The sequence below is a fragment of the Stenotrophomonas sp. SY1 genome (genome assembly GCF_021202945.1).
Lineage (GTDB): Bacteria > Pseudomonadota > Gammaproteobacteria > Xanthomonadales > Xanthomonadaceae > Stenotrophomonas.
Window position 1 is genome coordinate 238,498 of record NZ_JAJOYR010000001.1, and the last position, 22,192, is coordinate 260,689.

At 65.7% G+C, this 22,192-nt stretch carries 14 protein-coding genes; 4 read left to right on the forward strand and 10 right to left on the reverse strand.

What is annotated here, in order from left to right; translation table 11 throughout:
* Positions 1-125: 125 nt before the first annotated feature.
* The 4 genes from LR961_RS00845 (at position 126) to LR961_RS00860 (ending at position 5,476) form a co-directional block, all read left to right on the forward strand.
* Complete coding sequence (locus tag LR961_RS00845; RefSeq protein ID WP_232146537.1) at positions 126-1,559, forward strand: DcaP family trimeric outer membrane transporter; 1,434 nt, start codon at positions 126-128, stop codon at positions 1,557-1,559.
* Between the two features lie 151 nt (positions 1,560-1,710).
* On the forward strand, positions 1,711-2,028 hold the full coding sequence (locus LR961_RS00850; RefSeq protein WP_232146538.1) for a DUF485 domain-containing protein: 318 nt from the start codon (positions 1,711-1,713) through the stop codon (positions 2,026-2,028).
* Positions 2,025-3,746 carry a cation acetate symporter gene (locus LR961_RS00855; RefSeq protein ID WP_232146539.1) on the forward strand — a complete coding sequence of 574 codons (1,722 nt, stop codon included), beginning with the start codon at positions 2,025-2,027 and terminating at the stop codon, positions 3,744-3,746. Before LR961_RS00850 ends, LR961_RS00855 begins: the two co-directional genes overlap by 4 nt.
* A 314-nt stretch (positions 3,747-4,060) precedes the next feature.
* Positions 4,061-5,476, forward strand: a complete 1,416-nt coding sequence (locus LR961_RS00860) for a coniferyl aldehyde dehydrogenase (RefSeq protein WP_232146540.1) — start codon at positions 4,061-4,063, stop codon at positions 5,474-5,476.
* 460 nt (positions 5,477-5,936) lie between these two features.
* Here the strand turns inward: LR961_RS00860 and LR961_RS00865 are convergent, their stop codons facing one another.
* The 10 genes from LR961_RS00865 to LR961_RS00910 all read right to left on the reverse strand — a co-directional run bounded on the left by LR961_RS00865 (position 5,937) and on the right by LR961_RS00910 (position 21,951).
* On the reverse strand, positions 5,937-6,899 hold the full coding sequence (locus LR961_RS00865; protein WP_232146541.1) for a transaldolase: 963 nt from the start codon (positions 6,897-6,899) through the stop codon (positions 5,937-5,939).
* Positions 6,900-7,007: 108 nt separating this feature from the next.
* Positions 7,008-8,201, reverse strand: a complete 1,194-nt coding sequence (locus tag LR961_RS00870) for a CoA transferase (RefSeq protein WP_232146542.1) — start codon at positions 8,199-8,201, stop codon at positions 7,008-7,010.
* Positions 8,202-8,373: 172 nt separating this feature from the next.
* Positions 8,374-10,230 (reverse strand): beta-L-arabinofuranosidase domain-containing protein, encoded by a 1,857-nt coding sequence (locus tag LR961_RS00875; RefSeq protein ID WP_232146543.1) that lies wholly within the window; start codon positions 10,228-10,230, stop codon positions 8,374-8,376.
* Positions 10,227-12,416 (reverse strand): formylglycine-generating enzyme family protein, encoded by a 2,190-nt coding sequence (locus tag LR961_RS00880; protein WP_232146544.1) that lies wholly within the window; start codon positions 12,414-12,416, stop codon positions 10,227-10,229. The genes LR961_RS00875 and LR961_RS00880 overlap by 4 nt, the downstream gene beginning before the upstream one ends.
* Positions 12,417-12,446: 30 nt before the next feature.
* The gene (locus LR961_RS00885; RefSeq protein ID WP_232146545.1) at positions 12,447-13,388 is read right to left on the reverse strand and encodes a ribokinase; all 942 of its coding nucleotides are present in this window, start codon (positions 13,386-13,388) and stop codon (positions 12,447-12,449) included.
* Positions 13,385-14,674 (reverse strand): serine hydrolase domain-containing protein, encoded by a 1,290-nt coding sequence (locus LR961_RS00890; protein ID WP_232146546.1) that lies wholly within the window; start codon positions 14,672-14,674, stop codon positions 13,385-13,387. Before LR961_RS00890 ends, LR961_RS00885 begins: the two co-directional genes overlap by 4 nt.
* 337 nt (positions 14,675-15,011) lie before the next feature.
* Positions 15,012-17,192: a TonB-dependent receptor gene (locus LR961_RS00895; RefSeq protein ID WP_232146547.1), complete on the reverse strand. Its 2,181-nt coding sequence runs from the start codon at positions 17,190-17,192 to the stop codon at positions 15,012-15,014.
* A gap of 366 nt (positions 17,193-17,558) precedes the next feature.
* Complete coding sequence (locus LR961_RS00900; RefSeq protein ID WP_232146548.1) at positions 17,559-18,437, reverse strand: LysR family transcriptional regulator; 879 nt, start codon at positions 18,435-18,437, stop codon at positions 17,559-17,561.
* A 185-nt stretch (positions 18,438-18,622) separates the two neighbouring features.
* On the reverse strand, positions 18,623-21,037 hold the full coding sequence (locus LR961_RS00905; protein ID WP_232146549.1) for a sodium:solute symporter: 2,415 nt from the start codon (positions 21,035-21,037) through the stop codon (positions 18,623-18,625).
* 62 nt (positions 21,038-21,099) lie between these two features.
* A complete protein-coding gene (locus LR961_RS00910) occupies positions 21,100-21,951 on the reverse strand; it encodes a CoA ester lyase (protein WP_232146550.1) in 852 nt (283 codons plus the stop codon).
* Positions 21,952-22,192: the final 241 nt, after the last annotated feature.

The following is a 22,192-nucleotide window of genomic DNA, read 5'->3' on the forward strand; positions in this document are numbered from 1 at the left end:
GATGGTCGAATGCCCGCCCACTTACGACTAATGGCGAATAGCCGCCCGCTGGCGCCGCCGCGCACCCTGCCCGGGACCGTGCAGATGGCGCGGCCATCATTGCCAGTCGGGAGAGAGACTGATCCATGAATACCCACATGTTGAAAACGGCCCGCAAGCCGCTCGTCGCGGCGATGTTCGTCGCGTTGCTTGCGCCGGGCATGGCGTTTGCACAGACGGCCAAGGAGAAAGCGCTTGAAGCGCGCGTGGCCGATCTGGAGCGCCAGGTGCAGTTGTTGTTGTCTGCCCAGCAGCAGCAACAGACGGTGATCACCCAGACCCAGAACGACGTGGTGCAGGTGCAGCAGGCACAGGCCGCACGTCCGGCCGTGGCAGCAGTGCCGGCCGGCAAGCAGCCAATTCAGGTCACCACCATCACCCCGGGCGCGGCACCGGGCACAACCTTCAAGTTCGGCGGTTTCATCAAGGCCGACTTCTTGGCCACGCGTACCGGCGACGGGCAGCTGGCGGATGACGCCACCGGCCGTTCGCTGTACCTGCCGGGGCAGACACCGGTGCACGGTGCCGGCGGTTCGGGCAAGGCATCTGACGTGGACTACAACGCACATGCCAAGTTCTCGCGCTTCAACCTGGGCGTGGATTACCTGGGTGAGAACGGCGACAAGGCCGGCGGCTTCGTCGAGATGGATTTCTTCGGCAACTCGCTGGGCAACCAGACCGCCACCAACACCTACGGCGTCACCCTGCGTCACGCCTACATGTACTGGAACAAGTGGCTGGCCGGCCAGACCTGGTCCAACTTCATGGACCCGGCCTCGATTCCCGAAGCGGCGGACTTCGTCGGCCCGACCGACGGCGTGGTGTTCGTGCGCCAGACCCAGGTGCGTTACACCAACGGCGGCCTGAGCATCTCGGCGGAGAACCCGGAAACCACCACGCTCACCGGCGCTTTCAACCCGGTGACCGGCAAGTGGAACGTGCCGGCGGTGGCCAACTCCGACCGCGGCTCGATGCCTGACCTGACCGTGCGTTATAACTGGAAGGGCGATTGGGGCACGTTCGGCATGGCCGGCCTGGTGCGCCAGCTCAAGGTGGACAACCAGACCACCGGTGCCGATGCCAGCAAGGTGGCAGGTGGCCTGACCCTGGGCGGCAAGTGGGTCATGGGCGACAGCGACAGCCTGCACTACCAGCTGACCGGTGGCGAAGGCATCGCACGTTACATCGGCCTGGGTGTCACCGCCGACAGCGGCTACGACGCACTCCGTGACGAGCTCGATCCGACCGGCGTGATCGCCGGTTACGTTGGCTGGCGCCACGCCTTCACCTCCAAGCTGCGCACCAACCTGATCTACGCACGCAGCGACTACGACAACGATGCGTCGATCACCGGCGACCTGGTGACCAAGAGCGTGCAGTCCATCCGCGGCAACGTGTTCTATACGCCGATGCCCAAGGTCGATATCGGCGCTGAACTGATGTACGGCGTGCGCGAGATCGAGAACGGCAAGAAGGGCGATATCAGCCGCCTGCAGTTCACCACCAAGTACAGCTTCTGAGCCACCGGCAGCGGCGCCACGACGGCGCCGCTGCCAATGCAGAACACGCAGTACGCACCATCTCCCTACCCCCACGGGGAGCACTCATGCTTCCGCGCCGGCGTGCATTGCACGCCAGTGCGGCCGTATTCCCGATCTCTGGAGAATTCCGATGAATGCTTCCGTCGATCCCCGTGTTGAGCGGATCGCCTCCCACCCCGCCTACAAGCGGCTGCGCACCACGCGCAACCGGCTTGGCTGGTTCCTGACCATCCTGATGTTGATCGGCTACTACGGTTACATCGGCCTGATCGCCTTCGACAAGGCATTCCTGGCCACGCCGATCGGCGCCGGCAAGATCACCACCGTCGGCATTCCGATCGCGTTGGGGCTGATGGTGTTCACCATCCTCATCACCGGCTTCTACGTGCGCCGCGCCAACAAGGAATTCGATCAGCTGACCCAGCAGATCGTGGAGGACGTTAAATGACTCGTTCGTTTCTGCGCTCGGGCGCCGTGCTGGCCTTGATGGCGGCAAGCGGCGCGGCGTTGGCGGCCGGCGGCGACATCGGCCAGACCGTGCGCCAGCCCACCAACTGGACCGCGATCATCATGTTCGCGACGTTCGTGCTGGCCACCCTGGGCATCACCAAATGGGCGGCCGGCCGCACCAAATCCGCGTCTGATTTCTACACCGCCGGTGGCGGCATCACCGGCTTCCAGAACGGTCTGGCCATTGCCGGTGACTACATGTCGGCGGCTTCGTTCCTGGGCATCACCGCGGCGGTGATGACCAATGGTTACGACGGCCTGATCTATGCGCTGGGCTTCCTGGTCGGTTGGCCGATCCTGACCTTCCTGATGGCCGAACGCCTGCGCAACCTTGGCCGCTTCACCTTCGCCGACGTGGCCGGCTACCGCTTCCAGCAGAAGCCGATCCGCATGTTTGCCGCCTCCGGCACGCTGGTGGTGGTGCTGTTCTACCTGATCGCGCAGATGGTCGGCGCAGGTGCGTTGATCAAGCTGCTGTTCGGGCTGGATTACTGGGTGGCAGTGGCGCTGGTTGGCGTGCTGATGATGGTCTACGTGCTGTTCGGTGGCATGACCGCCACCACCTGGGTGCAGATCATCAAGGCATGCCTGCTGCTGTTCGGTGTCACCTTCATGGCCTTGATGGTGATGTGGCACTTCAACTTCAGCTTTGAGGCGCTGTTCACCGAGGCGGTGCGGGTCAAGACCCAGATCGCAGCCAACAGCGGCAAGAGTGCCGAAGAGGCAGCGACGACGGGGCTGGCGATCATGGGGCCCGGTGGCTTCGTGAAGGACCCGATCTCGGCCATCTCGTTCGGCATGGCGCTGATGTTCGGTACCGCCGGCCTGCCGCACATCCTGATGCGCTTCTTCACCGTTCCCGATGCAAAGCAGGCACGCAAGTCGGTGCTGTGGGCGACCACCTGGATCGGCTACTTCTACATCCTGATCTTCATCATCGGTTTCGGTGCGATCGCACTGGTGCTGACCAACCCCGAGTACGCCGATCCGGTGACCGGCACCATCCAGGGTGGCCCGAACATGGCCGCCGTGCTGGTTGGCAAGGCGGTGGGCGGCAACCTGTTCATGGGCTTCATCTCGGCGGTGGCGTTTGCCACGATTCTGGCGGTGGTTGCGGGCCTGACCCTGTCCGGTGCCTCGGCGGTGTCGCATGACCTGTATGCCACCGTGTTCAAGCAGGGCAACCCGCCGCCGGGCTCGGAGCTGCGTGTGTCGCGCATGACGACGCTGGTGCTGGGCGTGGTCGCGGTGCTGCTGGGCATCGTGTTCGAGAAGCAGAACGTGGCCTTCATGGTGTCGCTGGCCTTCGCCATCGCCGCCTCGGCCAACTTCCCGGTGCTGATCCTGTCGCTGCTGTGGAAGGACTGCACCACGCGCGGCGCGGTGATCGGTGGTTCGCTGGGTCTGGCTTCGTCGCTGATCCTGACGCTGCTGTCGCCGTCGGTGTGGGTGGACACGCTGGGCAATGCCGCCGGCAGTGCTCCGTTCCCGTACACCAGCCCGGCACTGTTCTCGATGACCATCGCGTTCGTGGGCATCTGGTTCTTCTCGATCACCGACAAGAGCCGCAATGCGCAGGCCGAACGTGCCGCCTACCCGGCACAGCAGGTGCGTGCCGAGACCGGCATTGGTGCGAGCAAGGCTTCGGATCACTGATGGTCTAGCCATGTTGTGAACACAGGCCGCCCTGCGAGGGGCGGCCTTTTTTTGTGCTGTGGCGGGAAGGCACCCCTCCCCAACCCTCCCCTCCGCCTGCGGCGCAAGGGAGGGGGCCAAATGCGGCATTGCTGCAATCTGTCAGGCCTCGGGCCAGCTGCTTCTGCCCCCTCCCTTGCGCCGCAGGCGGAGGGGAGGGCTGGGAAAGGGGGCTCTGCAGTCAGGTCTCAGCAACTGTGCCTAACGCCACCACCTCTTCACCGCCAATCGCATCGGGGTTTACAGTGGCCGCTTACCCGGGGAGGGGAGGCACCATGGAATCGCAGAGCGATACACAGGCAGCACTGGAAGCAACACTGGCGCAGTTGCGCCAGGCATGGATGCGGCAACGGCCCGATTACGCGCAGCGGCGCGATGACCTGCGCCGGCTGCGGGCGGCGTTCAAGGCGCGGATCGGCCAGATGAGCGAAGCCATCGCCGCCGACTTCGGCCATCGTTCGCACCACGAATCGGTGATTGCCGACGGCATGACCGTCACCGGCGAGATCGATCACCTGCTCTCGCACCTGCGCGGCTGGATGAAGCCCGAGCGGATCGGCGTGGGTTGGCGGTTCTGGCCGGCGCGGGCACAGCTGCGCGCGGTGCCGGTTGGCGTGGTCGGGGTGATCTCGCCCTGGAACTATCCGGTCAACCTTGCGCTGGTGCCGTTGGCCACCGCGATTGCCGCCGGCAACCATGTGCTGCTCAAACCTTCCGAGCACACGCCGCAGACCTCGGCGTTCCTGCAATCGTTGCTGGCCGAAGTGTTTCCAGCCGAGCGCGTGAGCGTCGTGCAGGGTGATGCCCGCGTGGCATCCGCGTTCTCGGCTTTGCCGTTCGACCATCTGGTGTTCACCGGTTCCACTGCGGTTGGCCGCAAGGTGATGGCGGCTGCCGCGCAGCACCTCACTCCGCTGACGCTGGAGCTGGGTGGCAAGTCACCGGCGGTGGTGGCGGCGGACTACCCGGTTGCCGGCGCAGCCGCACGGCTGGCGACCGGCAAATGGTTCAACGCCGGGCAGACCTGCATCGCGCCGGATTACGTGCTGATCGACGAGGGCCGCATCGATGCGCTGGTCGAGGCACTGCGTGGGCAGATCCGGTCACGCTATGGCGATTTCAGTGATGCCGGTGACTACAGCCGGATCATCAACGATGCGCAGTTCCAGCGGTTGAAGGACTATGTGAGCGATGCGCGTGGGCGTGGTCTGCAGGTGATCGAGCTGGCGCAGATCGATGGGGAGCGGTCGCGCCGTGAGCGCTTGTTCCCGCCCACCCTGATCCTGCAGCCGGGTGACGATGCCACGGTGATGCAGGACGAGATCTTCGGTCCGATCCTGCCGATCCGCAGTTACCGGAATCTTGATGAAGCCATCGCCACCATCAACGGCCGCGACCGGCCGCTTGCCTTGTATCCATTCAGTCATGACAAGGCGACGGTGGAGAAGATCGTCGGGCAGACCGTGGCCGGCGGCGTCACCGTCAACGACACGCTGCTGCACTTCGCCATCAACGGTTTGCCGTTTGGTGGCATCGGCGCCAGTGGCATGGGCGCGTATCACGGCCGTGCCGGTTTCGATGCGATGAGCAAGCGCCTGCCGGTGTTGTGGCAGACCAAGCGTGCGGGCAGTGATCTGCTGCGCCCGCCTTACGCGAAAGTATCGAAGTTCATCGACCTGATTTCGCGTTGAAAGAGAAAAGCCGTAACCGGACCGGAGCCCGGCCGGTTACGGATGACGCCGGCGCGAGGGAGAGGGAGCCGGTGTCGGAAAGTGATTGTTGGCCCCTCTCCCGTTTACGGGAGAGGGATTGGGGTGAGGGCAAGCTTCTAACGAGCGAACGTCAAAAGCGCCCCCATCCGCCCTGCGGGCACCTCGCTCCGCGCCCCTGCCCAGCGCAGCGCGCTGGGCGTTCGGTCTTGTACGAGCCAGTGGCTCGTAAGCAACAAGCCCTCACCCCGCAGGCGGGAGAAGGGAGGTCGTCAGGCTTCTGCCTTGAGCCCCTCTCCCTCCGGGAGAGGGGTTGGGGAGAGGGTTCGGGCGAAGCCCGCTGAGGTTGATTGGCACGCGGCTGCGTGCCTACCCTCATCCGCCCCTTCGGGGCACCTTCTCCCGGTGGGAGAAGGGTGGTGTTCCGAGTCCTTGCGGTCGCTTACTTGCCCAACTCATCGGCAATACGCTGACGCAGCGTCTGCAGATCCTTGGCAAACGCATCAATGCCGGTCGCCAGCTTTTCAGTGGCCATCGGATCAGCAGCCAGGTCCGCATCGAACTTCGCTTCATCAATCGCCGCGACATTCACCGCTTCGGCCGCACCGGCCACCAGCTTGCGCGGCAGTTCGCCGAAATCGGCGTCCAGCTTTTCCAGCAGGTCCGGCGAGATGGTCAGACGATCACAGCCGGCCAGCGCTTCGATCTGCGCGGTCGAGCGGAACGAGGCGCCCATCACCACCGTGTTCGAACCGCGACGCTTGAACTCGGCGTACACGCCGCGCACGAACTGCACGCCCGGGTCTTCGTCGATGCTGGCCGGGGTCTGGCTGTTGGCCACGTACCAGTCCAGGATGCGGCCGACGAACGGCGAGATCAGGAACGCGCCGGCTTCCGAGCAGGCCAGCGCTTGGGTCGGGTTGAAGATCAGCGTCAGGTTGCAGTCGATGCCCTCGGCCTGCAGCACGCGCGCGGCTTCCACGCCGGCCCAGGTGGCGGCGATCTTGATCAGCACCTTGCTGCGCGGCACGCCGGCCGCTTCGTACATGGCGATGAACTCGCGCGCCTTGGCAATCGTCGCTGCGGTGTTGTGCGCCTGGTCGGCGTCCACCTCGGTGGACACGCGGCCGGGCACCAGCTCGGCCAGCATCGCGCCGACGCCAACGGTCAGGCGATCAACCACGGCGTTGGCGACGTCCTGCACGTCACCGGATTGGGTACGGCCCCACTGCAGCTCGCGCTCGATCAGGCCGGCGTACACCGGCAGGTCGAGCGCCTTCTTCACCAGCGTGGGGTTGGTGGTGCAGTCCACCGGGCGCAGGCGCTTGATGGCGTCGTAATCACCGGTGTCGGCGACGACGACGGACAGTTCGCGCAGCTGGGCGAGCTTGGATGCAGCGGTCATGCGGTTGCTCCGGGATGGGTTGGTCAGAGGAGCCGGACGGGTGAAGCCCGATCCTCTCCCCAACCCCTCTCCCGAAAGGAAGAGGGGGCTCAAGCACGGTCGGCGTGCTCAGTCCGTGGCGCAGTCATCGCTGACAGTGGTGATGACTGCAGCAGTGTCCTGGTCGAACACCGGTGCGGCGAACGGCTGCGGGCCTGGCGTGCGGCCGAACACGATGGGACGGGTGATGCCGCGATAGTTGCCCAGCAGCGGGTGCGGCAACGTGGTGATCATTTCTTCGGCCAGCACCTGCGGGTGCTCGAACATGTCTTCCACCTTGCGTGCAGCGGCGCACGGTACTTCTTCGCCGAACAGCGCTTCCCACTCCAGCGCGCTGCGGGCGGCCAATGCCGCATGCAGCTTGGCCAGCAGCTCGTCCGAATGCTCGGCGCGCTTGCGCACGCTGTCGTAGCGCGGCTCGGTGCCCATCTCGGGCAGGCCGATCTTCTCGCACAGCGCCTGCCAGAACCGCGGCGTGTTGGCCGAGATGTACAGATGGCCGTGCGCGGTCGGGTGGATGCCGGTGACGCCGCCCGAGCGCATGTCGCGGCCCACGCCTTCCGGCTCGCCATCGGCCCAGATCATCCGTGCCGACTGCATGGTCAGCGCGCTGCGCAGCAGCGACACGCCCACGTACTGGCCCTCACCGCTGCGCTCACGCTCGTACAGCGCCGAGGAGACACCGGCGGCCACCAGCGCGGCAGCGTAGTAGTCCACCACCGAGCCGTACAGGATTTCCGGCGCGCCGCCGGGTTTGCCCTGCATCGCGCACATGCCGGTCATGGTCTGCAGCACCTGGTCGTAGCCGGCCTTGTCCTTGAGCGGACCGCCTTCGCCGTACCCGGTGACCGCGCAGTACACCAGGCGCGGATTGATCCTGTTGAGGCTGTCGAAGTCGATGCCAAGACGGGCCGGCACGCTGGGGCGGAAGTTGTGTACCAGCACGTCGGCTTCGCGCACCAGGCGCATCAGCACCGCGCGCTGGTCCGGTTCCTTCAGGTCCAGCACCACGCCGCGCTTGGAGCGGTTCACGCCGAGGAAGGCGCGGCTTTCCGCTTCCAGCGTGGACGGGTACTTGCGCAGGTTGTCACCGACCGGCGGTTCCACCTTGATGACCTGTGCGCCCTGGTCGGCCAGCAGCGTGCAGCCGTACGGCCCGGCGATGTAAGCGCTCAGGTCCAGTACGCGGATGCCGCTGAGCGGGCCGGCGGCGCCGTCGCGCCGGGCGATATCGAAGGGGGAGGGGCTTTGGCTTCCTGACATGGGGTGCACTCGATTCCTTGCCTGCAGTTTCCTCCCGGTGTGCGGGAAGAAACATATCGTGCGGGTATTTTCAGCGAGGACAAAAAACTTCCACAGGAGGTTCGGCCTGTCCCCGGATACGCTTCGTGGCCGGTGCCCGCCGCCCGAAGGAAAACAGGCAACGGCCGCGATCTCATTGCGGCGCCAGTGACAGCCAGCTCAGGCGCCAGGCACCGTGCTCACGCCCGCCGCAGCGGTAGTACGGCTCGAACACCAACGGCTCCCGGCATTCCAGCTGCATGGTCAGCGTGGCGCCTTCGCCGTGGTCTTCACCCACCCGCAGCCACTTCGACGGGTCGCCTGCCGGCAGCTTCACCGTTTCATCGGTCTTGAAGCCGTCGATCAGCGTGGTCGCATACACCAGCGGGCCGTAGGTCAGGCCGACGTATTCCCAGCGCAACACTTCCTGCGCAACCGGCGAGCCGTCGGGCGCACGCGATTCCTGCACGTTGATGTTGGCCGCGCGCTGCAGGTGCGGCTGCATCGGCAGCTGCAGGGTGACCAGGTCACCGGCCTGCCAGCGGCGCTGCAGCTGCACGTAGCCATCGTCGCCGGCCTGCACCGGCACGCTGACGCCATTGACCTGGATGCGTGCGTCCTCGGCCCAGGCCGGAATGCGCAGGCCGATGCTGAAGGTGGCCGCCTGTTCCGGCGACACGCGCAGGGTGATCTGGCCATCGAACGGATAGCGCGTCTGCTGTTGCAACTGCACCGCACCGGCCTCGGCATGCGCCAGCGTGGCCTGGCCGGCGCCGTAAAGATTCACCCGCAGGCCACCGTCGGCGGCAACGCCGTAGGCGATCTGCGGCAGTTCCTCCACCGCCATCGCGCCGGAAGATTTGCAGCAGCGCCAGTACGTGGTGTGCACGCGCTTGCCGTTGGGGAAGGTGTAGTAGCACCAGTCCTCGCCGTTGGGCGCCATCGCCGCGAGCAGGTCGTTGTAAGCAGTGCGTTCCAGTTCGTCGGCGTACCGCGCATGGCCGGTGATGGCCAACAGCTCGCGGTTGAGCTGCATCCACGCCAGCACCGAGCAGGTTTCCACATAGGCCTGCGGGAAGAACGTGCGTGGTGCGTTGAACACTTCACGTGAACGATGCGCCACGCCGCCCCACGGACCACCGCCGAGGGTGAGGTGCTGCTCGCGGATGTTGTTCCACAGGTTGTCGATGGCGATGCGGTAATCGTGCTTGCCGGTGGCCTTGTACAGCTTGGCCAGGCCGACCAGGTTCCATGACAGCTGGTAGGCCTTGCCGGTGGCGATGAACGCGGCATCCTCGCCAGCGATGCCCTTGTCGAGCAGTGCAAGGCGCGGGTTGGCATTGGCCTGCTGCAGGATCTTCTCGGCCAGTGCCAGATAGCGTGGCTCGCCGGTGACCAGGTACAGGTCGGCGGCCGGGTCCAGCAGCACCGTGGCCGACATGCCGTGGTGATTGCCCAGCGTGGTGATGTCGATACCCGATTCCAGCGCCTGCCAGCACAGGTCGGCGATGCGACGCGCGGCTTGCAGGTAGCTGTCATCGCCCAGCGCCCGCCAGGTTTCCAGGAAACCCAGGATCAGGTAGCTGTGGGTCCAGATGTCCCACGTGCGCAGCGCCGGTTCGCCGTTCCAGCTCTCCGGCTTTGGCGGCTGCGGCACGGTGAAGCGGCGGTCGGCGGCGTAGTTGCCCAGGTAGCCATCGTCGTCCTGTTGGCTGATAAGCCAATCGGCGACGCGGCGCAGGTTGGTTTCCAGTGTCGGCTGGCTGCCCTGCGCCACCGCACGTGCGGTGGCCGACAGCCACTTGCCGGCGTGTTCGCCGTACCAGTCACCTTCCTGGTTCTGCTGCTTGTGCGCCTGGCCGAAGATGCTGATCGACGGGCTGCTTTCATCGACGATGAAGTGGCTCAGCCGGCCGCTGCGGTTGGCGGCGAGCATCTGCCCGAACAGGCCGTCCAGCTGCACCGCCGCCGGGGCCACCAGCCGCTGACCGTGGTGGATGGCGGCACTCATGCCGCATCCACCACGCAACGGAAGCCGAGCATGCCGCTGCGGTCCTTGGCCGGTGCCATCAGCAGGTACTTGCCGTGCTGGTCCAGGCGGTAGGCCTGCGGGAAATACCAATGCGAGGTCTGCGGCTGGTAGCTGGAGCCACCGCGCAGCACGGCGGCGCGGGTGTGCTCGTCAATGAACTCATCGGTCCACTGCCACACGTTGCCGACCAGGTCTTCCACGCCGAACGGGCTGGCGCCCTGCGGATGCGCATCGACGTCGGCAGGCGCCAGCACGCGGCGGCCACGGTTCACCTGCGGCACGCGTTCGGCGTCCCATTCATTGCCCCACGGATAGCTGCGGCCATCGCTGCCCTGGGCGGCGTACTGCCATTCCCATTCGTGCGGCAGGCGCTTGCCGGCCCACGCGGCGTAGGCACGCGAATCCTCCAGCGACACCCACACCACCGGCTTGTTCTCCCAGCCGGCGCGCGGTGCGCCATCGACCCAATGCGCAAGGAAGTTGATGTCATCGGCAGGGCGGTAGCCGGTGGCATCGATGAAGGCCTTGAACTGCGCGTTGGTGACCGGGAAGCGATCGATATGGAACGCGCTCATCTGCATGTGCTTGCGGTGATGACGACGCGGGCAGTCTTCCCACGGGAACTGCACGTCCTGGCCCGCCCAGTTGAAGCCTTCGATCTCCACACCGCCGACGGCGAATACAAAATCGCCCGCCGGAATGCTGACCATGCCGGCCGGTGCACTGGACTGTGCCGGCGTGGCCGGGATCTCACGCAGCTGCTGGCCGAGCGCCCTCCACGCACCGGAATAACTGTTGAGCGGCTGCTCTGCACGCTTGGCGGCATCGGCCATGAATGCATCGAAGCCTTCGAGTACGACGCCCGGCTGCACGCTCAGTAACGCGCCGAAGCCACGTGCTTCCATCGGCAGTTCAATGATCGCCACGCCATCGCGGATCGACGGCGACAGTTCCACGCCGTGCCACACGTCGTAGTAGCGCGTGCCGTCCACATGCGGCAGGCCGATCTGCTCGCCGTTGACCGCGTACTCGTTGCGGTTGATGAAGGTGTGCAGGCTCAGGCCATCGACCGGGAACTTGCTGGCGAAGATGCCGCCCTGGTAGCAGACCTGGTACGGCTCCCAGTCCATCGACACGACCAGCTGGGGGAACTGGCGGTAGATCGCGGCGATGCGGCGCAGGGTTTCACCATCGCGCGCGGTGAACTGGTTCCAGATGCCCCAGATGTTTTCCCAGGCGTTGTAGCCGATGCCGTTGAAGAAGCAGTACTGAAGATCGTGGTTGCGGTTGCGGCCCCAACGGTTTTCGTAATTGACCATGTGGCGCGGCTCCAGCCACTTCCACTTGGACACCGGCGGCACCGGGCCGTCGGGCGCCTTCTTGCCCCAGCTCTGCACGTTCCAGATCAGCTGCTCTTCGGAGCTGATGGTGGATTCGGGCTGCACCACCACCGGGTTGCCATTGGCATCGCAGGCGTCGAAGAACGCACGCGGCACGCCGTTGAAGGTGTCACCGTTGATGCCATCGGCGCCGGTGGCCTTGATGATTTCGGCCAGGCCGTCCCAATGGGTGACGCCCGGATCACGGGTGCCGTGGTCCCACGGCTTGGCCGGCAGGAACACGCGCACGCCGCGCTTCTGGAACGCCTGCACGGCGGCCTTCAAGCCTTCCAGACCGCCCGGCAGCGTGTGCGCCAGATCGAACTGGTTGCGATCGTCGATGCCGATGTTCGGGTAGATGTACCAGATCAGTACCGAGTCCAGCCCGCCGAAGCGTGCGATCAGGTCATCGAGGTACTTGTCCACCGTGTACTGCGCGGTGTCCACGTCGAAGAAGTAACGGTCCTCGACCATCATCTGCGCGTGCACGAAGTTGCGCTGCGCCCACTGCAGTTCGGGGCGGCGGTAGTTCACGTCGGTGTAGCCGATCCGCACCAGGTGCTCGCGGCGCCAGTCCTTCAGTTCGGTCAGCCAGTCGCCGGCACTGGCGTTGGCATCGATCATCCAGCTGCCGATGTCGGCGAACGGCCATGCAGGCGCCTTGCCCGGCGTGGGCAGGTAGCGGCCGGTGGTGACGTGCGAGAACTTGTACTCGGTGGTGATTGCCTCGCGCCCGTAGTCGGCGGCTTCGTTGTCGTAATCAGGCGTGGTGTAAGGCGAGGTCATGGCATTCATCCAACGGAAAACTGAAAGGGCTTACAGCGCGCACCATGCCGCAAGCGCGGCATGGGCGTCGGCGCCGGGAACGCGGCTGGCATCGGCCAGCAGCGCGGAGACTTCGGCGTGATCGGGAATACTGGATTGTGCGCCCAGCCGTGTGCAGGCCAGGGCAGAGGCGGCGCTGGCGGCAAGCAGCGCATGTTGCAGGGCTTGACCACGGGCCAGTGCCGCCACCAGCGTGCCGCAGAACGTGTCGCCGGCAGCGGTGGTATCGAGCGGCGAAATGGAGAACGCCGGTTGCAGCAGCGTGTGGCCTTCATTGCGCGCCAGGCAACCGCGCGCGCCGAGGGTGACGATCACGCACGGCACGTCCAGCCGCGACAGGCCAGTGGCCAGATCCGGCGGATTGCCGGCCACCACGTCCAGTTCGCCTTCGTTGACGATCAGCATGTCCAGCAGCGCCAGCAGCTCGGCCGGCAGCACCTGCGCCGGTGCGGCATTGAGCGCGACCTTGACCCCGGCCGCATGCGCTGCGCGTGCGTAGGCCAGAACGGTTTCCAGCAGCGTTTCCAGCTGCAGCAGCAGCCACTGCACGCCATCGAGTGATGGCAGGTGTTCGGGGGTCAATGCCATGTTGGCGCCGGGCGCGACGGTGATGGCGTTCTCGGCATCATCGGACAGGCAGATGAAAGCGGTGCCGGTGGACAACTGCACATCGCGCACGGTGTGCAGCTGCACGCCCGCATCGATAAGTGAAGCTTCGATCGGCCTGGCGAAATCATCGTTGCCCAGCGCCAGCAGCATCCGCGTATCGGCGCCACCGGCACGCGCGCAGGCAACGGCCTGGTTGGCGCCCTTGCCACCGGGGAAGGTGCGGAACTCACGGCCGAGCACGGTTTCACCCGGTGCCGGCACGTGCGCGGCGCGCACCACGAAGTCGAGATTGGCCGAGCCGGCGACAAGAACGGTGGAGGTCATGGAATGGCCTGGTAAACGAGGTTGTAGAACGGCGTGGCCGGCGAGGGCAGGCGCTTGTCGCCTTCAGGCAGGTACTGCATCAACAGGATCGCGATCAGCTTCTCGCTGCGGTCCACGGTGAAGTAGGTGGAGGCCGCACCGGACCAGCCGAACTGACCAACGCTGCCCAGCCGTCCACGCACGGCCGGATTGGTGACGACATAGCCACCCAGGCCGAAGCCTTCGCCATTGCTGAAGCCGGCGATGGCCGGCGTGAAGCCGCCGAGCTGGTCGGCCATCATCAGGTCGATGGTCTTGCGCGAGAGCAGGCGCACGCCGCCTTCCTGGCCGTCGTTGAGCAGCATGCGTGCGAACTTCAGGTAGTCGGCGGCGGTGGAATACAGACCGCCTGCGCCGCTGTCGTAGTCCTTGCGACGGACCCCGGGTGTGCGTGCGCTGGCGCCATCGTCCAGCACCAGCGTGCCGTTGGCGGTGCTGGTGGGCAGATCAACCACGCGGTGGCGCTGGTTGGCCGGTACTTCAAAGCCAGTGTCGTTCATGCGCAGCGGCTCGAAGATGCGCTGCTGCACGAACTGCGCGAACGGTTGGCCGCTGACCACTTCGACCACGCGCGCCAGCAGCTCGGTGTTGCTGCCGTCGTAATGGAAATGCGTGCCCGGTGCGTCGGCCAGTGGCACCTTGGCCAGGCGTGCGGCGACGTCCTGCAACGATGTGGCGCTGTCCACATCGGCGCGTTGCAGCAGGCCGGTGGCGACCGCATGTGCGTCGCTGTCGTAGGCAAAGCCGCTGGTGTGGGTGAGCAGGTGGCGCAGGCTGATCGCGCGCGGTGAGCGCGTCAGTTGCGGATGCGCGTCGTCGCCACCGCCGACCAGCTCGGTCCCGGCAAATGTAGGGATGAAGCGCGACAGCGGATCATCCAGTGACAGCTTGCCTTCCTCCAGCAGCATCAGTATCGCCACCGAGGTGACCGGCTTGGTCATCGAGTAGATGCGGAAGATGCTGTCGGCCTGCATGGGCCGGGTTCCTGCCAGATCGGCGTGGCCCCATTGTCCGTGGAAAACGATGCGGCCCTGATGCTCGACCAGGGCGACGGCACCGGGGTAATGCCCAGGGCCGGTGGATTGTTCGAGGAAGGTTTCCAGGCGCTGCCAGCGTTCGTTGTCTGCCGCGTGCACGCTGCTGATGCCTGCCAGCCAGCCCATCGCGCCCAGCAACAGGCTGCGGGCGATGCGACGGCAGCCGGTGGGTTGCATCGCGTTCTTCATCGATTTGGAACCGCAAAGCATGGAAGCCTCCAGTAGCAGGGACGCGCCTTGACCCCTCTTCCTTTGCGGGGCGATACGAGCATGCGCACGAACCACCGGTTCGCAGCGTGTTGAGCGCCTTTGCGCCAGCGCAAAGGCCGTGGCGTGGAGCGGGGCCTGGGGAGCCAGGGAGAACAGCATCTGTGCGGCCCAGCGGACTGAGCGTATTGCATGCGCAACCCCTCTTCCGCCCCTTTGGGGCACCTTCTCCCGCAAGGGGAGAAGGGGTAATGCGATGCCTTGGACAGTAGCCCGGCGCATCCATCAAACCAGAACGGCGCCACAGTTGCCTGCGGCGCCGCCCGTTGTTGCCTTGCTATCAGAACTTGATGGTGTGCGACAGCGACACCATCCGGCCGCGGCCGGAGAAGTAGTTCTGCCAGCCCGGCAGCTGCGACCAGGTCAACACGTACTGCTTGTCGAACAGGTTCTCGATGCCCAGCGACAGTTCGCCGTAACGGCCGGTGTCATAGTTCACGCTCAGGTCCCACAGCGCGTAGCCGTAGGTGTCCTCTTCGTTGAGATAGACGCTGCCGTTGGCCGGATTGACGAAGGTCTCGCGCAGATCGCGGCTGAAGGTGCGGCTCACGCCGAGGGTGGCGTTGAGGTTGTCGGTCGGGGTCCAGGTCACCGAGGCGTTGGCCTTGTCCGGCGAGATGTCCAGGATGCCCATTTCCTTCTTCAGGCCCGAGCCCGGGTAGTACTGGGTCTGGCCACGGATGCGCGAGTACAGGAAGGTGGCCTTCCACTGCTCGTTGAAGGTCCAGGCGCTGTTGAGCTCGAAGCCTTCGATCTCCACCGGAGCGCGGGTGAGGATGAAGTCGTCGGTGGCCTTGTCGATGGTCAGGGTCGAGCCGAAGTCCGAGTTGGAGCGGTACACCGACGCGCCCACCTGGCCCTTGGCACCGCGCCAGTTGAAGCCGATTTCGCGGTTCTCGGTGATCAGCGGCTGCAGGTCGGCGATGCAGGACACGGCCTTGCAGGGGCTGTTGGCCTGGATGTTGCGCAGCGGGATGCCGACGTTGGCGATGCCGAAGCCTTCGGAGTACGAAGCAAACACCGACCAGGCATCGTTGATGCGCCAGATCGCGCCGAAGTTGGGCATGTTGGCCTTGTAGTCCATCTTGCCGCCCTGCACCGGGGTGTTGTCGCGGAACGCAACGGTGGTGTAGCTGTCGATCTCCAGCTCACCGTCTTCGCGACGGATGCCGGCATCCAGCGTCACCGGGCCGATGTCCCAGCTCAACTGCACGTACGGCGCGATGCTGGTGTACTTCATCGGCGGCACCCACAGGCGGTTGGTCAGGGCCAGGCGCTGCTCGGCGGTGTCTTCCACCAGGTCCAGGCCGCTGCGCAGGCGCAGGCCTTCAACCTTGAACAGGTCGCTGTAGGCGTAGCCGAAGCGCAGGCCCTTCTTCTCGCTGTTGATTTCCGACTGGTCCCAGATGCGCTCGGTGCCCGGCAGCATCGGCTTGACCAGCTGGCGGTCGTCGCCGTTCTCGGGCACGTAGCGCATGGCCTGCTCGGCCCAGTACGCATCCACGCTCAGGTCGCCGCCGAAGAAATCGGCGTTGGTGTACTTCACCGCGAACTGTTCGAAGTCGTTGAACTCGGCCAGCGAACCGGCGATGGAGCCCTTCTCGGCGGTGTTGGTGGTGGGCTTGGTGCAGCCATCGTCACCAGCGCGGCAGCCTTCCACGGGGATGTAGTTGTGCTTGCCGCCGATGTGGAAGTTGCTGTAGCTGGCCTGGATGCGCTGCATCTGGCCTTCGCCGAAGTTGTAGCCGCCCTTCAGGAACAGGTTCTTGCTGTACGAATCGGACAGCGAGCCGGAGGTGTTCAGGCCCACGCGGCGGCCGTCGCCGTCATAGGCGATGCCACGGTCGATATAGGCGCCGCTGATCAGGAAGTCGGCCGCTTCACCACGGTAGGTGTGGGTGATGCCGATCTTGGACTGGTCGCTGTTGTCCTTGAACTGGGTGCCGTAGCGGGTGTTGACGATGGTCTGGTGGCCATCCACCTCCGGGTTCTTGGACAGGTAGTTGATCACGCCACCACCGCCACCGATGCCTTCGGCAGCCGACGGACCATTGATGACCTCGATGCGGCCGATCACGCCCATGTCGGTGAAGGTGCCGTTGCGGTTGCCTTCGCGCAGCGGCGAACCCTGCGGCACGCCGTCGAACAGGCGCAGCGCGATGCGGCCACGCAGGGTCTCACCGGAGCTGCTCATCGCCTGCGAGGATTCGGAATAGCCCGGCACCATGCGTGCGAGCACCGCGGTGGCGTCTTCGGTCAGGTTCAAGGTGCGCTGCACCTGCTCCTGGGTCACCAGGGTGACGGCGCCAGGCACCTTCTCGATGGCAACCGGCGTACGCGTGCCGGTGACCATGACCTGGTCCAGGTTTACTGCTTGGTCGTTGCTGTCCTGCGCAAAGGCCGGGCTCATTACGCTGGCGAGCAGTGCGGCGCTGATTGCAGCCGAAAGTGGCTTGATCATGTGTTCCCTCTCCCCCGGTTTGAATGTGCGACGGAGCGGGCAAGGGGAGCCGACTGCGCCAGATAACGACGGGGACTAACGCCCCTTTTTGTTCACCGTTTGACCGCGCGCGATATCCCGTGACAGGACGACTGCGGCGTGGTGCCGGCATTGGGCGTGAGACTAGGCGTGGCTCCGCAGCGATAGAAGCGCGGTTCTGTATGTTCACTGCCTAGGGTTTGTTGCGATTGGATGACGGCGGCGCGTTGTTGGCCGCCGGCGGAGCGGAGCCATGCTCGGCTGCGGCATTGCCGGGGTTGTTCCCTGCCGAGCGTGGCCCGGTACTACCGCTTCAGAAGCCCTTGCCGAGCTTGGCTCGGCACTGCATCAGGGGGCCTGCAACAACGCCGCGCGGGCTTCCTCCAGCAACACATTGACCTGGCGCAGGCGCACCGAGGCGCGTGACCAGACCATGCCCAGGCGACGCGGTTCGCTCGGCTCGGGCAGCGGGATGCTCACCACCGAGATGCCTTCGGGCCAGGGCTTGGCCCAATCGGGCACCAGCGACACGCCCAGCCCGCGATCAACCATCACCGCAATGGCGTTGAGCGCGTTCAGCTCGAAGCGTTCGCGCGGCACGATGCCGACGCGGCGCAGGTATTCATCGGCCTGGCGGCCACCCCATTCATGGCGGTCGTAGCGGATCAGCGGTTGCTCGCGCAGCAGCTGGTGCGGGTCGCAGCCGGCCAGTCGTGCCGGTGCCAGCACCACCAGCGGCTCCTCGCGCAGCAACTGCCAGTCGCAGGTCTTGGGCAGCGCGAACGGAGCTTGCAGCACCATCGCCGCATCCAGGTCGCCCGACTCCACCGCGCCGTACAGGTCGGCCGAATAACCGGGCTTGATGAAGACGTTGATCTCGGGGAACTTGGCCACCATCCGCGCCAGGATGTCAGGCACCAGCCCGCCCAGTGCGGTTGGGCAGGCGCCCAGGCGCAGTTCGCCGGCCATGCCGGTTTCATTGGCGACGCTGCGCAGGTCGGCTACGCCACGCAGCAGGTCGCGCGCGCGCTGCAGGATGCGCGCGCCTTCCTCGGTGACGCTGACGGTACGCCCGGCACGCGCGATCAACGGCGCGCCAAGCTCGCGTTCCAGCGTGCGGATCTGTTGGGCCACGGCAGCGGGCGTGATGTGCAGCGAACGTGCCGCCGCTGCCATCGAGCCACGGTCGACGACGGTGACGAATGTATTGAGGAACTGGGTTTCCACGGTCTGATCTCTATGTCGCCGAAGCCAAACTCCCCTTTCCCGCCAGCGGGAGAGGGCGCCCGAAGGGCGGGTGAGGGGCTGCTTGCTGGAAGCTTCCCCTCACCCCCTGCACATCTCCCGCTGGCGGGAGAGGGGGGCAGGCAGCGGCAATCGGCGAATTTTACGCCACCGTGCCCGGCCCGTTTTCACACCGCATCCTGCTTGTAGATCGTCAAACCCTTCAGCGAACGCTGCGGCGCCGGGAAGAACAGGCTGGCCACGTAGCCGATCACGATGCACAACATGATCGAGATGGCCAGGTAGAAGTACGGGTGCACCAGGCTGAACCACCACGCCACGAAGGTCAGGATGATCGAGGCGGTAACGCCGATCGCCACGCCCTGCGAGTTCGCCCGGCGGGTGAACATGCCCAGCGTGTAGGCACCGGCGAAGCCGCCGCCGAGCAGGCCGGCCAGCTCGATGGAGACGTCGAACAGCGAGTGGATGTCATAGCGCGACATGATCAGCGCCAGGCCAATCGCGGTCAGGCCCACCAGCACGGTGGAGATCTCGGCGAACAACACGCTCTTGCGCGGGTTCGGGTTCTTGGCCAGGCGCTCGTAGAAATCCACCGAGATCAGCGTGGCCACGCTGTTCATGATGCTCGACAGCGTTGCCATCGCCGCGGCGAACACGCCAGCGATGATCAACCCGGTCACGCCCGGCGGCAGCTCGGCGGCGATGAACAGCGGGAAGGTGGCATCGATCGGCAGCAGCGGGTCCAGGCGCTGCGGGTTGTTCTTGTAGAACACCCACAACGCGGTGCCGATGCCGTAGAAGATGAAGCCGCCCGGGATCATGATCGCGGCGAACGCCCAGATCGAACGGCCCGCTTCCTTGTCCGACTTGGTGGCCAGGGTGCGCTGCATCAGCACCTGGTCCTTGGGGAAGGTCAGCACCACGTCGAACACCACCAGGAAGATGAAGCCCCACACGGTGGCCTTGGTCAGATCGAAGCTGAAATCGAACAGCTTGGTCTTGTCCTCCATCGCTGCGGTGGCGACGAACTCGCCAAAGCCGCCCTTCAGCGTCCACACGATGAACAAGATGGCGAAGATCGCGCCACCCATCTTCACGATCACCTGCACGAAGTCGGTCCAGATCACCGCCTTCATGCCGCCCATCGCGGTGTAGATGATGGTGAACACGCCCATCATCATGATGCTCCACACCACGCTGATGCCGGTGATGGTGGCGATGGCCAGTGCCGGCAGGAACAGCACCACGCTCATGCGCGCACCGATCTGCATGACGATGCACAGCGCGCTGGCGAGCATGCGGATGGCCGGGTGGAAGCGGGTTTCCAGGTAGGAGAACACGCTCATCAGGTCCAGCCGGCGCAGCAGCGGCACGATCCACACCGCCACGAACATCAGGCCCAGCACCGCGATCAGGTTGTTGGTCAGGTACTGCCAGTTGGTCTCGAACGCCTTGGCCGGAATGGCGATGAAGCTGATCGAGCTGGTGTTGGTGGCATACAGGCTCACACCTGCCGCCCAGAACGGAATGCTGCGGCCACCGACGAAGAAGTCAGCGGTGCTGCCGCGCTTTTCGCGGAAGTAGAACCACGCGCCCATGCCCAGCATCGCCGCCAGGTAGACGATGATCACCGCCCAGTCCAGCCAGCCCAGCAGGTGCTTGCCGCTCTGCAGTTCAAAGTTGTGGAAGCTGCCATCGGCGCCGGCCCAGGCCAGGCCATTGCCGAACGCGGCGGTTGCGACCGGCGCGGAGGCAGTGGTGTCGTCGAGGTTTGCCCAGGCGCTGGTGATGGTGTGGAAGGTACGCGCGTTGACCACGCCGGAGGCATCGCGCAGCTGCATCAGCAGGTGCGCCTGCCCCAGGGCGCGCAGTGAGCCCGGCACCAGCGTGCCGTCGATCGGTGGCGTTGCCTGCCAGCCTTTGTCCACCGTCCAGCGCCACAGCTGCTGGGCGCCACCGGCCGGTGCATCGATCACGTAAAGCGCGCCCTTCTGCGCCTGCATCGCGGCCGGCCCGGCGTTGCCTGGCCACAGTGCGGCCGGTTGCCATTGCGGGCTGTCGATGGGCTTGCGGTAGAGCTGGGCGTTGCCGGTCGCGTCCACGCCGGCCACATAGAAGGTGCCGTCCAGCGCGGTGAACACCGCATCGGCCAGTGCCGTTGGCAACGGCAGCGTGCGGTTGCTGACCAGTGCATTGCCCTTTACCGCGACCTGTTCCAGGCGATCGCTATGCCCGGCATCGGCGCCGGTCAGCAGCCAGTTCACACCGCCGATATTGGCGCTGGCGTGGATGCCACCGGCTTTGAGCTTGCCCAGCCCCAGCGGCGCCCACGCCTTGTCACCCTTGCCCAGCGACCAGGCGTTGTCGCCGGCCAGGGCCAGCATGCGTCCGTCCACCGACAACAGCTGCTGCGGTGGGGTGTTGCCGGGCAGTGCCGGCAGCGTGCCGGTGGCAACCGAGTTCAGGCTTTCCGCCGAGGCCAGGCCGGCCACTGCAAGCAACGAGACGGCAAACAACAGGCGCAAGCCGATGGTGAGGTGCTGTTTCAGGCAGGCCGATGCGTTGGCCACAAGCTTGGTCATGGGATGAAACCCCGGAAGGAAAACAGAAGTGACGGCACGCCGTCACGGAACAAAAACCCGCCTCAACCCCGGCTGGCGGTTGCAGCGATGGCCTCGGCGCGGCGCAGGAACGGCGCGTCGATCATCCGGCCTTCAAACAGGAATGCGCCGCGTCCCTGCGCATCGGCCGCGCGGGCGGCAGCGACAATACGCTGTGCCTCCTCGACCACGGCCTCCGGCACGCTGAATGCGGCGTTGGCCAGCGCCACCTGGCGCGGATGGATGCAGCTCTTGCCGATGAAACCCAGCTTGCAGGCCAGCTCGGCTTCGATCCGGAAGCCTTCGCTGTCGGCCACGTCCGGCCAGGCGCCGTCGCAGGCAAACACGCCGGCTTCGGCGGCGGCCATTTTCACCGCCAACAGGATGCCGTGCACGTTGGCCGGCTCGCGGGCGATGCCGTTGGGCGCGAAGAGGTCGCCCAGCCCCAGCTGCAGGCCGGCCACGCGCGGATGCGCGGCGGCTAGCTCGGCGGCCAGGCGCAGCCCGCGCGGGGTTTCGATGTTGAGCAGCAGCCCGATCGGCTGGCTGACGCCGTTGGCGGCCTCGGCCAGCTCCAGCGCGGCGACGGCCTGACGCACCTGTGCGGCCGATTCGATCTTGGGAAGGTTGAGCAGCCACACGCCGGGCAGCGCCACGGCGGCGAGGTCGTCGGCGAAATGCGGGCTATCGGTGGCATTGGTACGCACGATCAGCAGCTTGCCGGCGTCGGCGACATCGGTGCGGGCAAGGAACGCGGCGACCTGCGCACGCGCAGCCTGTTTGCCAGCCTCGGGCACCGAATCTTCCAGGTCGAAGGACAGGGCATCGGCCGCACCGGCCATGGCCTTGTCGAACAGTTCCGGACGTGCGCCGGGGACAAACAGCTTGCTACGCATGGGGTTCCCTCTAAACCTTGAGGGCAGTCTGCGCGAATCGGAAGGCTGTAAAAGTGTATTCCCCGACATTCACGAGATAGTTTTTGTTGTTGTTTGCCGATCCTGTTCCCAGCAGGGCAGCGGCCCGCCTCCTGGGCGGGGCCGGGGGTTGAGCGGGACGCTGCGTGTGCGGTTTGACGGCGCCGGGCCAGCAGATGTGGCCCTGGTCGCACGGTGTGCGGATGTGCGGCAGCAGGCGGTG